Source organism: Arsenicicoccus dermatophilus, from assembly GCF_046267915.1.
Classification (GTDB): Bacteria; Actinomycetota; Actinomycetes; order Actinomycetales; family Dermatophilaceae; genus Arsenicicoccus; species Arsenicicoccus dermatophilus_A.
Genome location: NZ_CP176520.1, coordinates 2,629,224 through 2,643,080, shown reverse-complemented (window position 1 = coordinate 2,643,080; position 13,857 = coordinate 2,629,224). Strand labels below are relative to the sequence as shown.

At 73.2% G+C, this 13,857-nt stretch carries 13 protein-coding genes and 1 riboswitch; of the genes, 8 read left to right on the top strand and 5 right to left on the bottom strand.

Annotated elements, in window-relative coordinates:
- Positions 1 to 25 precede the first annotated feature (25 nt).
- Both ACK2IS_RS12450 and ACK2IS_RS12445 read right to left on the bottom strand, forming a co-directional pair.
- Entirely contained in the window at positions 26 to 781 is a 756-nt protein-coding gene (locus ACK2IS_RS12450) for a DUF1003 domain-containing protein (RefSeq protein ID WP_409483634.1), read from the bottom strand.
- Positions 774 to 2,048, bottom strand: coding sequence for a magnesium transporter MgtE N-terminal domain-containing protein (locus tag ACK2IS_RS12445; protein WP_409483633.1), 1,275 nt, complete (start codon positions 2,046 to 2,048; stop codon positions 774 to 776). Before ACK2IS_RS12445 ends, ACK2IS_RS12450 begins: the two co-directional genes overlap by 8 nt.
- Before the next feature lie 131 nt (positions 2,049 to 2,179).
- Between ACK2IS_RS12445 and ACK2IS_RS12440 the strand changes: the two genes are divergently transcribed.
- Positions 2,180 to 2,923 (top strand): peptidoglycan-binding protein, encoded by a 744-nt coding sequence (locus ACK2IS_RS12440; protein ID WP_409483632.1) that lies wholly within the window; start codon positions 2,180 to 2,182, stop codon positions 2,921 to 2,923.
- Positions 2,924 to 3,014: 91 nt separating this feature from the next.
- Here ACK2IS_RS12440 and ACK2IS_RS12435 read toward each other — a convergent pair whose 3' ends face one another.
- Positions 3,015 to 3,884, bottom strand: coding sequence for a serine protein kinase RIO (locus ACK2IS_RS12435; RefSeq protein ID WP_409483631.1), 870 nt, complete (start codon positions 3,882 to 3,884; stop codon positions 3,015 to 3,017).
- Positions 3,885 to 4,133: 249 nt separating this feature from the next.
- Here ACK2IS_RS12435 and ACK2IS_RS12430 point away from each other — a divergent pair, with 249 nt between their 5' ends.
- The 5 genes from ACK2IS_RS12430 to ACK2IS_RS12410 all read left to right on the top strand — a co-directional run bounded on the left by ACK2IS_RS12430 (position 4,134) and on the right by ACK2IS_RS12410 (position 8,470).
- Positions 4,134 to 5,015: a hypothetical protein gene (locus ACK2IS_RS12430; protein WP_409483630.1), complete on the top strand. Its 882-nt coding sequence runs from the start codon at positions 4,134 to 4,136 to the stop codon at positions 5,013 to 5,015.
- Positions 5,012 to 5,902 (top strand): hypothetical protein, encoded by an 891-nt coding sequence (locus ACK2IS_RS12425; RefSeq protein ID WP_409483629.1) that lies wholly within the window; start codon positions 5,012 to 5,014, stop codon positions 5,900 to 5,902. The genes ACK2IS_RS12430 and ACK2IS_RS12425 overlap by 4 nt, the downstream gene beginning before the upstream one ends.
- On the top strand, positions 5,899 to 6,252 hold the full coding sequence (locus tag ACK2IS_RS12420) for a GntR family transcriptional regulator (protein ID WP_409483628.1): 354 nt from the start codon (positions 5,899 to 5,901) through the stop codon (positions 6,250 to 6,252). The genes ACK2IS_RS12425 and ACK2IS_RS12420 overlap by 4 nt, the downstream gene beginning before the upstream one ends.
- A 115-nt stretch (positions 6,253 to 6,367) precedes the next feature.
- Positions 6,368 to 7,564 carry an acyl-CoA dehydrogenase family protein gene (locus tag ACK2IS_RS12415; RefSeq protein ID WP_409483627.1) on the top strand — a complete coding sequence of 399 codons (1,197 nt, stop codon included), beginning with the start codon at positions 6,368 to 6,370 and terminating at the stop codon, positions 7,562 to 7,564.
- A 111-nt stretch (positions 7,565 to 7,675) separates the two neighbouring features.
- A complete protein-coding gene (locus tag ACK2IS_RS12410) occupies positions 7,676 to 8,470 on the top strand; it encodes a general stress protein (protein ID WP_409483626.1) in 795 nt (264 codons plus the stop codon).
- A 2-nt stretch (positions 8,471 to 8,472) separates the two neighbouring features.
- Here the strand turns inward: ACK2IS_RS12410 and thiC are convergent, their stop codons facing one another.
- Complete coding sequence (gene thiC, locus ACK2IS_RS12405; RefSeq protein WP_409483625.1) at positions 8,473 to 10,227, bottom strand: phosphomethylpyrimidine synthase ThiC; 1,755 nt, start codon at positions 10,225 to 10,227, stop codon at positions 8,473 to 8,475.
- 84 nt (positions 10,228 to 10,311) lie between these two features.
- A riboswitch (TPP riboswitch) is annotated at positions 10,312 to 10,423 on the bottom strand.
- 159 nt (positions 10,424 to 10,582) lie between these two features.
- Here thiC and ACK2IS_RS12400 point away from each other — a divergent pair.
- A complete protein-coding gene (locus ACK2IS_RS12400) occupies positions 10,583 to 11,440 on the top strand; it encodes a hypothetical protein (RefSeq protein WP_409483624.1) in 858 nt (285 codons plus the stop codon).
- The gene (locus tag ACK2IS_RS12395) at positions 11,437 to 12,036 is read left to right on the top strand and encodes a class F sortase (RefSeq protein WP_409483623.1); all 600 of its coding nucleotides are present in this window, start codon (positions 11,437 to 11,439) and stop codon (positions 12,034 to 12,036) included. The genes ACK2IS_RS12400 and ACK2IS_RS12395 overlap by 4 nt, the downstream gene beginning before the upstream one ends.
- Positions 12,037 to 12,343: 307 nt before the next feature.
- Here the strand turns inward: ACK2IS_RS12395 and ACK2IS_RS12390 are convergent, their stop codons facing one another.
- Positions 12,344 to 13,843, bottom strand: coding sequence for an aminopeptidase P family protein (locus ACK2IS_RS12390; RefSeq protein WP_409483622.1), 1,500 nt, complete (start codon positions 13,841 to 13,843; stop codon positions 12,344 to 12,346).
- Between the last annotated feature and the right edge of the window lie 14 nt (positions 13,844 to 13,857).

The following is a 13,857-nucleotide window of genomic DNA, read 5'->3' as shown; positions in this document are numbered from 1 at the left end:
CGTATGCCGGGAGGAGGGCCTGATCTCACGCGTCGGCGTCAGGCCGGACCGCCGTCGCTCCCGAGGGGAGGCAGGTGCACCGGAGGTCGGCGGGCCCGGCCCCCGGCGGGTCTGCGGACTCGGGGGCCGGGTCCGGGACGGTCGCGGTCGGCGGGGCCGGGCGCTTCTTCTTGGCCTTCTTGACCTTGCCGGCAGGCTGCGCGGGCTCGGCAGTGGCGGCGGGCACCACCCCGCGGTCCTCCAGCTCCTCCAGCAGGTCCCGCAGCTCGGAGCGCAGGTAGTCGCGGGTGGCCATGTCCCGCATGGCAATCCGCAGCGCCGCGACCTCGCGGGTGAGGAACTCGGTGTCGGCGAGGTTGCGCTCGTCGCGTGCCCGGTCCTGCTCCAGGCCGACCCGGTCCCGGTCGTCCTGGCGGTTCTGGGCGAGCAGGATCAGGGGCGCGGCGTACGACGCCTGCAAGGAGAGGATCAGCGTCAGCAGGGTGTAGTTGAGGCTGCGCGGGTCGAACTGCGCGCCCTCGGGCATGAAGGTGTTCCACGCCAGCCAGGCGGCGACGAAGACCGTCATGTAGATGAGGAACTGAGCGGTGCCCATCCAGCGGGCGAAGGCCTCGGAGGCGCGGCCGAAGCGCTCGGCGTCGAACAACCGCGGCGTGTCGATCCGCAGGCCGGCCTCGCGCGGCTGGTCCAGCCGGTCCCGGTCGCGCCCGCGACCGGCGCGCCGGTCGCGGGACCGCTCGAAGGCGCGGTCGGCGCCGCGCTCGCGGGTCCGCTCAGTCATCGGTCACCTCGTGCCTCTCCTCGCGCCAGTCCTCCGGCAGGATGTGGTCCAGCACGTCGTCGACGGTGACCACGCCCAGCAGGTGGCCGTCCTCGTCCACCACGGGCGCGGCGGTCAGGTTGTAGTTCGCGAGCACGCGGGTGACGGTCCCGAGGCTGTCCGCCGGGTCCAGGGGCTCGAGCTCCTTGTCCAGGATCGAGCCGAGCGCGCTGTGCGGCGGCTCGCGCAGCAGCCGCTGGATGTGCACCGTCCCCAGGTAGCGCCCCGTGGGCGTCTCCAGCGGCGGACGGCACACACACACCAACGAGGCGAGGGCGGGGGAGAGCTCCTCGCGGCGCACCCAGGCCAGCGCCTCGGCGATCGTCGCGTCGGGGCCCAGCACCAGCGGCTCCGGGGTCATCAGACCACCGGCGGTGTTGTCGTCGTAAGCCATCAGCCGCCGCAGCGGGGCCGCCTCGTCCGGCTCCATGTGCTGCAGGTAGTGCTCCTGGGTGGCCTCGGGCAGCTCGGACAGCAGGTCGGCGGCGTCGTCGGGCTCCATGAGCTCCAGCACGTCCGCGGCGCGCTCGTCCGCCAGGTGCGTGAGGATCTCGATCTGGTCGTCGGCGGGCAGCTCCTCGATGACGTCGGCGAGCTTCTCGTCGTCCAGGGCGCCGGCGACCTCGACGCGGCGCGCAGGGGTGAGGTCGTGGATCACCTCGGCGAGGTCGGCGGGCTTGAGGTCGTCATACGTCTCGAGCAGCCGCGCCGCGCTCTGACCCTCGGTGCGCACCGCCAGGCCCTGCGTCTCCAGGACGTCCACGAGCAGGGTCTCGCCGCGCCGCCCGGCGATGCGCCGCAGCGTGGAGGCGGCCTGACCGCGGCGGACGAAGACCTTGCCCACGGACCACTCGCGCGGCCGCTCCTGCTCGATGGCGAGGTCCTCGACGATCGCCCGGAAGGGCTCGTCGCCCGCCTGCCGGACCGTCACCTCGCGGTCGAACAGCTCGGCCAGCACCAGCGACTCGGTCGGGCGCTGCTCGAAGCGGCGCATGTTGACCAGGCCCGTGGTGATGACCTGCCCGGCGTCGATGCTCGTGACGCGGGTGATGGGGACGAACACGCGACGCCGACCCGGCACCTCGACCACCAGGCCCAGGACGCGTGGCTTGCGCCTCGTCGCGCTGAAGCTGACCACCACGTCGCGCACCCGTCCCACCTGGTCACCGAGCGGGTCGAAGACCGCGAGCCCGGCGAGGCGGGCGACGAAGACACGACGGAGACTCACGGGCGCAGCCTACTCGGGGCCGTGGTGCTCCACGTCACTCCCGGCGGCGTGCAACCCCTCGGGGTGCAGGGGCGTCGTCCAGGTGTGAGCGAGGCCGCAGGGGCCCCGCACCGGGGGAAAGAAAAAGAATCATGAGCACCAACGTCATCAGCCGTCGCGCCGCCGTCATCGGTCTGTCCGCGGTCCTGCTCGGGGGGGCAGGGCTCGGGGGCGCCACGGCCGCCGCGATGCCGATCGCCACGGCGCCGATCGCCGCCGTGAGCGCCGCGTCCAGCCTGCAGACCGGCTCCCGGGGGCCGCAGGTCCTCGCCGCCCAGAAGCGGCTGAACCAGCTGGGCTACAGCCTCGGCGCACCCAACGGGACCTATGGCCCGCGCACCCGCCAGGCCGTCCTGGCGCTGCAGAAGGTCGCCGGTCTGCCGCGCACCGGCGTGCTCGACGCCCGCACCGCCAAGGCCCTGTCGACGGGCGTCCGCCCCCGGGCCCGCACCACGCGTGGCCACGTCATCGAGGTCGACAAGGCCCGTCAGGTCCTGCTCGTCGTCGACAACGGTCAGGTGAGCAAGATCTTCAACGTGTCCACCGGCACCGGCAAGCCCTTCGTCGAGCACGGCAGGCGCGGGGTCGCCGTGACCCCCTCCGGCACCTTCCGGTTCTGGACGCAGTACCGCGGTGGGGCCGGCTGGCAGCACGGCACCCTGGGCGACATGTACCGCCCGATGTACTTCAACAAGGGCATCGCGGTGCACGGCAGCAGGTTCGACGTGGGCGCCCGCCCGAGCAGCCACGGCTGCGTGCGCATCCACAACGGCAACATGGACGAGCTGCGCGCGACGGGCGCGATCCATCTCCGGGGCCAGGTCACGGTCTACTGACCCCACCCGACAGACCTACCGCCGGTCGTCGGATCCGCCGGGCCTCGTCGCCCAGGCCGGTCCGACGACCGGCGGTAGGTCTTCGCCGAGGTCAGCGGGAGGTGGCCGCGCCGACCAGCTCCGCGACCAGCTCGCCGGCGTCCACCGCCAGCCCGCGGCGCGCGAACCAGGTCGCCATCGTGCTCGCGTCCCGCTCCAGGATCGCGAAGCCGTGCGGGTTGCCGATCACGTCGACGATCTGGGGCCAGTCGATGATCACCAGGCGCTCGCCGTCCAGGAGCACGTTGTACGGCGAGAGGTCGCCGTGGGTCCAGCCCTCGCCCGCCAGGCGCACGAGCGCGGACCGCAGCTGCTGCCACAGGTCCTCGAGCAGGTCGGGCGCCGGGCGGGTCTGGGCGAGCCGGGGCGCCGCGACCGGGGTGGGTCCCTCCGTGCTGCCGATCAGCTCCATGAGCATCTCGGTGTGGTCGAGCGAGACCGGGTAGGGAACCGGCAGGTCCAGCTCCCAGAGACGGCCGAGCGCGGCGAACTCGGCCCCGGCCCACAGCCCGGCGATCATCTCCTTGCCAAATCCCGTGCGCCGGGCCATCGCTCGCATCTCCCGGCTCTTGCGGACCCGGCGGCCCTCGAGATAGCTGCTGTCGCGGTGGAACCGGCGGTGCTCGCGGCTGCGGAAGCGCTTGGCGGCCAAGGAGATCGACTCATCGGTGCCGGGCACCAGGCGGCGCACGACGTGCACGTCCGCCTCCTTGCCGGTCTTGAGGACGCCGAGGTCCTCGTCGACCGCGCCCAGCGCGGTGATCACCCAGTCCGGGCGGGGCTCGGGGCCGTGGGTGGCGGTGTCCCAGGTCGACCAGCGGTCCCCCTCGAGGGGTCCGTCGGGCAGCGCGAGCTGTGCCGGGTCGCGGTCGTCAGGGAACGGGTCGTGGGTCGAGAGGTCCTGCGGGGCAGGGGAAGTCATGGGTGGTGCGCTCCATCCAGGAGGTGGGGTGACGGTCGTCGTGGCGTCGGGTGCGAGCAGTCATGTCGCCACCTCCTTCGGCAGAGCCTGCGGCACCGGCGGTATGCCGGGGCCTGTGGCCCAGCGTTGTGCCCGGCCCGCGGCGCGGGCAACCGCTTTTCGGCATACGTGCTCCGGCGGGGCTTGCGGGGCGTCGGGGGAGGGCATAGCTTTGTCGCACGACAAGGTGCGACAAAATGGGGGAGTCCGATGGGACAGGTGCTGGCCCTGCCGGCGATCTGGGCGGCCGGGATCGCGACGTTCGTGGTGCTCTCGTGGCGCTCGGCGCCGCGGGTCGCCCGCCGGGAGATGGACAAGCTCACGCGCCGCACGGGCATCGAGCCGGCCCACGACCGACCCGCGGTCCTGGAGCGCTTCGTCAGCCGGCGCCGAGGTCTGGTCCTTGGCATCGCGGTCGGGGGGATCCCCACCGTGGTCGTGACGGCACTGATGCCCCTGCGGGAGGACGCCGGCGGCTCCGGGGTCTGGTGGGTGATGGCCATCCCGCTCGGGTCGGCCGTCGGGGCGGCCTGGGGGACCCTGCGGGCCACGGCGCCCGCCCCCGCCGGGGCGCGCACGGCGTCGCTGAGCCAGCGCACCGTCGAGGACTACCTGCCGCCCGCCGAGCGGCTCGCCGTCGCCCTGGTCCTGGCGCCCGTCGTGCTCGGGCTGGCCCTCACCGGCCTGCAGTGGTGCCTGAACGGCGCCGACCGCTGGACCTGGCTGGTGGGCGCGCTCGGGCTGGCTTCCCTGGCCGCCTGGTGGTGGGGCCGGGTCGTGCAGACCCGGCTGCTGGAGCAGCCGACCCCGGCCGCCACCCGGCAGGAGCTGGCCTGGCATGAGACGCTGCGCACCCTCGCCCTGCGGGACGTCGCGAGCGCGCGGGTCACGACCGGGCTCTTCGCCGGCGGCATGCCGGTGGTGGGCGCGCTGCTCGACGGCTGGACCTATGCCCAGGACGCGCTGCTGTGGTCCGGGGTGGTGGTGGCCGTGCTCTGCTTCGCCATCTTCACCCTGGACCTGCTCACCCAGCTGGACGACGACCGGCTCGGGTGGTTTCGGGCGCACGCGGGCCGGGAGGTGCGGGCATGACGGGCGGCTGGTCGGCCGAGGGCACCTTCTGGGCGGTGCTGCTCGCCGTCTTCGTGATCGGTGGCCACCTGAACCTCCGCCGGGGGGCGGCCCGCGATGCCCGGCCCTGGGTGGCCCGCATGGGCCTGCCCCCAGACGCCGATGCGCCCCCGCCCGTCCTGGAGCGCTTCGTTGCCCGCCGCCGGGGACGGCTGTGGGGTGCCGTGCTCGGGGGCACCGCCCTGTTCCTGGCGACCTGGGTGCTGGGCCAGTCGGACCAGCGGGGCTGGATCAGCCTCGCCGCTGTCGGCGCTGCATCCATCGGAGCCGCGATCGGTCAGCTCACGGGGCCGGTCGTCGCGCCCGGCCGGGTCCGCGCGGCCACCCTGCAGGCCCGGGAGCCCGAGCACTATCTCCCGCCGCTGGAGCTGCGGGCCGCCCGCGGGGGTCTCGTCCTCGACGTCCTGTGCCTGAGCGCGGGCCTCGGCTGCCTGGCGCTGGGCCGGTCGCCGGCGCAGGCCCGGTGGGCGGTGGCGGGCGGGCTCGGCGCGCTGGTCGTCCACCTCGCCGCCTCGGTGCTCGCCCGGCGGCTGCTCGCCGCTCCGACGCCCGCCCAGGACCGGCAGGACCTGCTGTGGACCGAGCTCCTCCGGGCGATCGCGCTGCGGGACCTGGTGGGCCTGCAGCCCTTCGTCGCCTGGACCGCGGCTGCCCTCCCGACGGCCTTCCTGCTGCTCCACCAGCCGGAATCGACCACGGGCCCGCGGGTGGCCGACCCGGCGACCTGGGCGGGTGGCGTGGTGCTGCTGGTGGCGGCCGGGGTGTTCGCGACCTACGTCCACGCCGTCTCCGGGGACGGCGACCTCGGCTGGTTCCGGGCGCACGCGGGCCGGGAGGTGCTGACGTGATCGTGACGATCGACGAGGCCAGCCCGGCTGCGCCGTACGAGCAGATCGTGGCGCAGGTCACCGCGGCGATCGCGTCGGGTGCGCTGGGGACCGGCTCCCGGCTGCCGACCGTCCGCCAGCTGGCCGGTGACCTGGGGCTCGCGGTCAACACCGTGGCCAAGGCCTACAGGCAGCTCGAGGCCGAGGGGCACGTGGCCACCCGTGGCCGCGGCGGCACCGTCGTGCTGGAGCACGTCCGTGACGGCGCCGTCGACGAGACCCAGGCCGCGGCGACCTTGCTCGCGCGCACCGCCCAGCGCCACGGGCTGGACCTGGCCGAGGCGATCGGGGTGCTGCGGCGCGCCTGGTGAGCGGGGCGGAGCGGGCGCGTGGTGAGGGTCACGGACGGTTCAGGTGTCGTGGCCCGCCGCTGCTCGGCATACTCCGAGGTAGTCAGAGCAGCCCCGACCAAGGCGGAGTAACCCCATGGGACGCATCCAGACCACCGACGGCCTCACCGAGGAGCAGCAGGAGCTGATCAAGCTCGTCCGGGAGTTCGTCGACGAGCAGATCATCCCCGTCGCGACCGAGCTCGAGCACCGCGACGAGTACCCCACCCAGATCGTGGAGGGCATGAAGGAGATGGGGATCTTCGGCCTGATGATCCCCGAGGAGTACGGCGGCCTCGGCGAGTCCCTGCTCACCTACGCGCTCACCGTGGAGGAGATCGCCCGCGGCTGGATGAGCGTCAGCGGCATCATCAACACCCACTTCATCGTGGCCTACATGCTGCTGCAGCACGGCACCGAGGAGCAGAAGCAGAAGTACCTGCCCAAGATGGCGACCGGCGAGATCCGCGGCGCCTTCTCGATGTCCGAGCCCGGCTGCGGCTCCGACGTCTCGGCGATCACGAGCAGGGCCGTCCCCGGCGAGGGGGACGGCTGGACCATCGACGCGCAGAAGATGTGGCTGACCAACGGCGGCTCGTCCACGCTCGTGGCCGTCCTGGTCAAGACCGACACCGGCGCCGACTCGGTCTACAAGAACATGACGACCTTCCTGGTCGAGAAGGAGCCCGGCTTCGGTGAGGTCGCGCCTGGCGTCACGGTGCCCGGCAAGATCGAGAAGATGGGCTACAAGGGCGTCGACACCACCGAGCTGGTGCTCACGGGATACCGCACCACGTCCGCCCAGATCCTCGGCGGCGAGCCCGGCAAGGGCTTCTACCAGATGATGGACGGCGTCGAGGTCGGCCGCGTCAACGTCGCCGCCCGCGCGTGCGGCGTCGCCCGGCGCGCCTTCGAGCTCGGCATCGGCTACGCCCAGGAGCGGGAGACCTTCGGCAAGAAGATCGTCGACCACCAGGCGATCCTGTTCCGCCTGGCCGACATGGCCACCAAGTGCGAGGCCGCCCACCAGATGATGGTCAAGGCCGCCCGGCTCAAGGACAAGGGCGAGCGCAACGACCTCGAGGCCGGTATGGCGAAGTACCTCGCCGCGGAGTACTGCGCCGACGTGGTCGAGCAGTCCTTCCGCATCCACGGCGGCTACGGCTACTCCAAGGAGTACGAGATCGAGCGGCTCTACCGCGAGGCGCCCATGCTGCTCATCGGCGAGGGCACCGCGGAGATCCAGAAGATGATCATCGGGCGGCGCCTGCTCAAGGACTACGGCAAGCGCTGAGCCCCGGCGCCCCTCGTCGGCACGAGACCGGCCCGTCGAACCTCCGCGAGGGGGTCGGCGGGCCGCCGTCGTGCGCGGACGGCGTCCAGCCGCAGGTGCGATGATCGAGCCATGCCGCAGCCCCAGATCTCGCCCACGTCCGCGCTCCTGGCCGAGCGCCTGCAGCTCGAGCTCCCCTCGTCCGTCGGTGTCTTCGAGCGGTATGCCGAGGCCCAGCGAGCGGTGGACCACCTGGCCGACCACGAGTTCCCCGTCGAGCAGTGCATGATCGTCGGCACCGACCTGCGCCAGGTGGAGCGGGTCACCGGCCGGCTCACCCAGACGAAGGTCGCGCTGGGCGGGATGGCCTCCGGTCTGTGGATGGGGCTCTTCGTCGGGATCCTGTTCATGATGCTCGACGGTCAGGGCCCCCGCGCGATCGTGACGCCGCTGCTCGTCGGGGCGCTCTTCGGGCTGGTGTGGGCGCTGATCGGCTACTCCCTCACCCGGGGTCGGCGGGACTTCACCTCGGTCACCCAGGTGGTGGCGACGCGCTACGAGGTGCTCGTCGAGCGTCAGCTGCAGCAGCAGGCCCGCACGATGCTGCGCGAGGCCGGCCTGATGGGCGACCCGACGCTCGGCGCCGTCCCCGGGGACCAGGCCGCGGCGCCCGCCCCGCAGGCCCCGGCGCCGGTCGCTCCCCAGAGCCGGCAGACCCTCCCGGGCCAGCAAGCCCCGCAGCCCCCGCAGCAGGTGGACTCGACCATGGGCATGCCGGTGCACCGGTCCCGGGCCCAGCAGGCGCCGACCGAGCAGCTGCCGGTCCAGCAGGCGCCCACCCAGCAGGTGCCGGCCCTGCCCGTCGACCCCGACCGGTCCGACGAGGTCGACTGGATCGACGAGCAGGGCGACGCCACCCGCCGCTGAGGTCAGCGGATCTCGGGCATCCCGAGGTCGGTCGCGTGCCGGTCGCGGATGTCCTGGCTGATCCGCATCGAGCAGAACTTCGGCCCGCACATCGAGCAGAACTTCGCGTCCTTGGCGGGCTCGGCCGGCAGTGTCTCGTCGTGGAAGCTGCGGGCGGTGTCCGGGTCGAGGGAGAGCTCGAACTGGTCGTTCCACCGGAACTCGAAGCGGGCCTTGGACAGCGCGTCGTCCCGCACCCGGGCGCCGGGGTGGCCCTTGGCGAGGTCGGCGCTGTGGGCGGCGAGCTTGTAGGTGATCACGCCGGTCTTGACGTCGTCGCGGTCGGGCAGGCCCAGGTGCTCCTTGGGCGTGACGTAGCAGAGCATCGCGGTGCCGTGCATCGCGATGGTGGCCGCGCCGATCGCGGAGGTGATGTGGTCGTAGCCCGGAGCGATGTCCGTGGCCAGCGGCCCGAGGGTGTAGAACGGCGCCCCGTCGCACCACTCCTGCTGCAGACGGACGTTTTCCTCGACCAGGTGCAGCGGGACGTGCCCGGGCCCCTCGACCATCACCTGCACGTCGTAGGCCCACGCCCGCCTGGTCAGCTCGGCGAGGGTGCGCAGCTCGGACAGCTGGGCCTCGTCGTTGGCGTCCGCGACCGAGCCGGGGCGCAGCCCGTCGCCGAGGGAGAAGGCCACGTCGTACTGCGCGAACATCTCGCACAGCTCGTCGAAGTGGGTGTAGAGGAAGTTCTCCGCGTCGTGGGCCAGGCACCAGCCGGCCAGGATCGAGCCGCCGCGCGACACGATGCCGGTGACCCGGCGGGCGGTCAGCGGGACGTACTCCTTGAGCACGCCCGCGTGGATCGTCATGTAGTCCACACCCTGCTCGCACTGCTCGATCACGGTGTCGCGGAAGATCTCCCAGGTGAGGGCCTCGGCGACGCCCCCGACCTTCTCCAGGGCCTGATACATCGGCACGGTGCCGATCGGGACGGGGGAGTTGCGCACGATCCACTCCCGGGTGGTGTGGATGTCGTCGCCGGTCGACAGGTCCATCACCGTGTCGGCGCCCCAGCGGGTCGCCCAGGTGAGCTTGTCGACCTCCTCGGCGATCGAGCTGGTGATCGCCGAGTTGCCGATGTTGGCGTTGACCTTGACCAGGAAGGCCCGCCCGATGATCATCGGCTCGGACTCGGGGTGGTTGACGTTGGCGGGGATGATCGCGCGGCCGGCCGCGACCTCGGAGCGGACGAGCTCGACGTCGCAGTTCTCGCGCAGCGCGACATACCGCATCTCCGGGGTGATCACCCCCCGACGGGCGTAGGCCATCTGCGTCACGCGATGGCCGGCCTTGGCGCGCAAAGGCTCCCGTCGTGCCCCGCGCCACTCCTGGGAGGCGGCGCCACGGCGTACGGCGGCACGTCCGTCGTCGGCCAGGTCGCGGGTGCGACCGGGATAGGTCTCGACGTCGCCGCGGGCCGCGATCCAGGCGTGCCGCACCGGGGCGAGGCCCTCGGCCGGGTCGGAGCCGGGACCCTGGGTGCAGTAGACCCGGACCGGCTCGTTGGGCACCGGGCCGGCCGCGGACGGGCTGTCGTCCAGACCGATCTCGGTGAACGGCACGCCCACGCCGTCCGGCCCGTCGACGAGCACCCGACGGCGGCGCCGGTGGGCGATGTGGTGCCCGCAGTCGATGTCGCCCTCGGCGAGGGTGGGATCCGCGCCCTGGTCGGTGGGATCGACGGCAGGAGGGGGGGACTGGATCAGGTCGGTCATGGTCGGCCCTGTCGGTGACGACCCGGGTGGACCGGTCAGGGCCTCGGCACCCGCAGGCGGGGCAGTGAGGAGAGTGCTCGAGCCGCACGTCGTCTCCGAGGATCCCTGCGCCGGCATGACCCGGATCAGGTGGTGACGGTCGGGGCGGCTGCAGCCCCCTCTCAGCCCGATGCCTCGGACTCCCGCTCTGGACGGCGCCACCGTAGCAAAGGGTCCCGACGGCCGCAGACCGTGGAGAGCGGACGAAGTGGTCATTTCGGGCTATGGAGCGGCGTGTCGCGTCTCTCCTAGGGTGGGTGGGCAGGCGCCATCCCCCTGCACTCCACCCTGGCCCACGAGGCCGACCAGAAGGCTCATGATGACCATCTCGCTCCTGGGTCGTCGTGTCGCGTCCGCGGCTCTGACGATCGCCTGCCTGTCGCTCCCGCTCGCCCCCTCGGCCCTCGCCGACCCCGGCACGACGGCATCGCCCACCACCTCGCCGACGGCCCCGGGCGAGACCTCGACCTCCGCGCCCGCCACGCCCACCTCGCCTGCGCCCTCGACCTCGGACTGCGCCACCGAGACCGCGACCCCCACCGGGGCTCCGACGACGACGCCCGGAGAGCCCACCGCAGCCCCGACCGCCACCGCCTCGGGCACGCCCACCGCGTCGCCGACCGAGACCGCCACCGCCCGACCGACGGCCACCGGCACCGAGACCGCGACGCCCACGTCCACGCCGACCGGGACCTCGCCGGTCGCAACGCCTACGGCGACCGACACGCCCGCCGCCACCACCTCGCCCAGCGCGAGCGCGACCGCCTCCGGCGAGCCGAACCCCTGGGACGGGGAGGTCCCCGTCGAGGGGATCCCCGGTCTCGGCGACCTGCCCGTGACCCCGCTGAAGCACGACCTGCGCCTGGTCCCCGGGTGCCGCTCGCTGACGATCACCAACCCCCTGGGCAACCCTCTGGTGGGGGTCGCCTACGGCAGCCCGGACGAGGCGAACCTCGACGGCATCGTGGCCCTCGCGCCCGGCGCCACCGTCAAGGTCACCACGACCCGCAGCGACCTCGTGGTCGTGGCCTCCGACGGCAACGGCATCAGCTTCATCGACGGCGGACCGATCGACCAGGTCTGCGACGCCGGCCACGCCCCCCTCAAGCGGCCGACGGTGCAGCCCGGCCGCAAGGGTGCCCACGGCGCGCCCATCTTCAACTCCGGCCGATGAGGACCACGCGCACCCCGCGGTCCCTCGCCGGCGCCGCGGTCCTGGCCGCGGCCCTCACCGCGTGCTCGGGCTCGGGCCCGGGGGCCGGGGCGACGACCACCTCGGCCACGCCCACGTCAGGGCCCCCGAGCCTGCCGCGCTGGGCGACCTCGGCCGCCTCCCCCGCCGCGGCGGCCCAGAAGCCCGGCACCGGCGACGGCCGGCTCGCCATACCCTCCCTGGGGGTCGACGCCCCCGTCCTGTCCTGCGGGACCGAGAAGGGCGTCGTCGAGCCGCCTGCCGACGTCCGGGCCACCTGCCTGTGGACCGGTGGCATGGATCTCGAGGCGGCGCAAGGCACCTCGGTGATCGTGGGGCACTCGACGCGCAGCCAGAAGAGCGTCGGTGCCCTGGAGCGGATCGCCCAGCTGCACCCCGGTGACCAGGTCACCGTGGGCGGTCGCGCCTGGAAGGTCGCCGAGGTGCTGCCCAAGGCGGACAAGTACGACCTGCCGACGTGGGTCACCGCCCGCACCGGCGCTCGCTCGCTGGCGCTCATCACCTGCACGACCACGAGCAACGTGCTCAACGACATCGTGCGGCTGACGCCGGCCTGATGGGCACCGCGACGTCGGGCCCCGGCCGACCAGCCGTCGGCCGGGGCCCGACGCGGTATCACCTGACCCCGTCGCGGGCCTCAAGGGCTGGGCGTCGCAGACGCTCGAGCTCGTCCGCAGCACCACCGGTCGCGTGGGGCTGACGCTGCTGCTGCACGCCGTCGCCCCCCGGGTCGGCCGCCGGCATACCTGATCGCACGCCCGGGTGAGCCGCGCTCCCGGAGCCTGCACGACAGACGTGTGGAGCCGCGCTCCCCGGGCGGGGGAGCGCGGCTCCACGGTCGTCAGGCCCGCGGCCGGGTCGAGGTCAGGGGCGGCCGCGCTCCTGCACCTGCTCGATCCAGCGCTCGACGTCCTCGATCGTGCGGGGCATCGCGGCGGAGAGGTTGTCGCAGCCGTCCTCGGTCACCAGCACGTCGTCCTCGATGCGCACGCCGATGCCGCGCAGCTCGTCGGGCACCAGCTCGTCGTCGGCCTTGAAGTAGAGCCCAGGTTCGACCGTCAGGATCATCCCGGGGACGAGCTCGGCGTCCATGTAGTCCTCGCGCAGCGCCTGCTGGCAGTCGTGGACGTCCATGCCGAGGTGGTGGGAGGTGCCGTGGACCATCCAACGGCGGTGGTACTGGCCGTGCTCGGGGTCGAGGGTCTGCTCGACGTCGACGCCCTCGGGCAGCAGGCCCCAGTCGTGGAGCCGCTCGGCGATGACCCGGATCGCGGCGGCGTGCACGTCGGAGAACCTCGCACCGGGGCGCACCGCGGCCAGCCCGGCCTCCTGGGCGTCCAGCACGGCCTGGTAGACCCGGCGCTGCGGCTCGCTGAACCGGCCCGACACCGGCAGGGTGCGGGTCACGTCGGCGGTGAACAGCGAGTCGACCTCGACGCCCGCGTCGACGAGGATCAGGTCGCCCTCGCGCACGTCGCCGGTGTTCTTGATCCAGTGGAGGGTGTTGGCGTGGTCGCCGCTGGCGCAGATCGAGTCGTAGCCCACGCCGTTGCCCTCGTGGCGGGCGTAGAGCCCGAACATCCCCTCGACCCACCGCTCCCCGCGGCCCCGGCGGACCGCCTCGGGCAGGTCGGCGATGACCCCCTCGAAGCCCTTGTGGGTGGCGGCGACGGCCTTGCGCATCTCGCCGATCTCCCACGCGTCCTTGACCATCCGGCGCGTGGACAGGTCGCGGGCGAGCTCGGCGTCGAGCTGCTCCTGGGACTCGGTGACCCCGGCCTCCTGCCGCACCTGGTCGACGAGCGCGCTGACGGCCGCGTCGGCCTCGCGCAGGACCCGCAGCGGCACGGTGCCCGCGTCCTTGGCGAGCACGTCCTTCATCTCGTCGATGTGCCGCGCGCGGATGCCCAGCTCGGACTCGACGTCGGCCACGGTGGGACGGGCGCCCACCCAGAACTCGCCGTACCGGCTGTCGGCGAAGAACTCCTCGGAGTCGCGCGGGGCCAGCGGCCGGAAGAACAGCGTGGCCTCGTGGCCGCCGCCCTCGACCGGGTCGAGCACCAGCACGGCGTCCGGCTCGCGGTCGGCGCCCAGGCCGGTCAGCCAGGCGAAGGCCGTGTGCGGGCGGAAGACGTAGTCACAGTCGTTGGACCGGACCTTCAGGCCACCGGCGGTTATGACGAGCCGCTCCCCGGCGAACCGCTCGCTCACGGCGGCGCGGCGCGGCGCGGTGACGTCGGCGACCTCGGCCCGCGGGGTGGGCTCGGACGCCCGGGGTGCCCAACCCGAGGCGACGAAGTCGCGGAACTCGGCGCTCGTGGGGCGGCTACGGTGCTCGGCCTTCGGCTGCTCTTCGCTCGTCATACCGGCCATGGTGC

What these genes read in the sequence shown, in the direction of transcription:
- ACK2IS_RS12410 (WP_409483626.1), top strand. Translation starts at nt 7,676, where the DNA reads ATGCCGCAGCCCCAGATCTCGCCCACGTCCGCGCTCCTGGCCGAGCGC.
- ACK2IS_RS12395 (WP_409483623.1), top strand. Translation starts at nt 11,437, where the DNA reads ATGAGGACCACGCGCACCCCGCGGTCCCTCGCCGGCGCCGCGGTCCTG.
- ACK2IS_RS12450 (WP_409483634.1), bottom strand. Translation starts at nt 781, where the DNA reads ATGACTGAGCGGACCCGCGAGCGCGGCGCCGACCGCGCCTTCGAGCGG.
- ACK2IS_RS12415 (WP_409483627.1), top strand. Translation starts at nt 6,368, where the DNA reads ATGGGACGCATCCAGACCACCGACGGCCTCACCGAGGAGCAGCAGGAG.
- ACK2IS_RS12435 (WP_409483631.1), bottom strand. Translation starts at nt 3,884, where the DNA reads ATGACTTCCCCTGCCCCGCAGGACCTCTCGACCCACGACCCGTTCCCT.
- thiC (WP_409483625.1), bottom strand. Translation starts at nt 10,227, where the DNA reads ATGACCGACCTGATCCAGTCCCCCCCTCCTGCCGTCGATCCCACCGAC.
- ACK2IS_RS12400 (WP_409483624.1), top strand. Translation starts at nt 10,583, where the DNA reads ATGATGACCATCTCGCTCCTGGGTCGTCGTGTCGCGTCCGCGGCTCTG.
- ACK2IS_RS12430 (WP_409483630.1), top strand. Translation starts at nt 4,134, where the DNA reads ATGGGACAGGTGCTGGCCCTGCCGGCGATCTGGGCGGCCGGGATCGCG.
- ACK2IS_RS12390 (WP_409483622.1), bottom strand. Translation starts at nt 13,843, where the DNA reads ATGACGAGCGAAGAGCAGCCGAAGGCCGAGCACCGTAGCCGCCCCACG.
- ACK2IS_RS12425 (WP_409483629.1), top strand. Translation starts at nt 5,012, where the DNA reads ATGACGGGCGGCTGGTCGGCCGAGGGCACCTTCTGGGCGGTGCTGCTC.
- ACK2IS_RS12440 (WP_409483632.1), top strand. Translation starts at nt 2,180, where the DNA reads ATGAGCACCAACGTCATCAGCCGTCGCGCCGCCGTCATCGGTCTGTCC.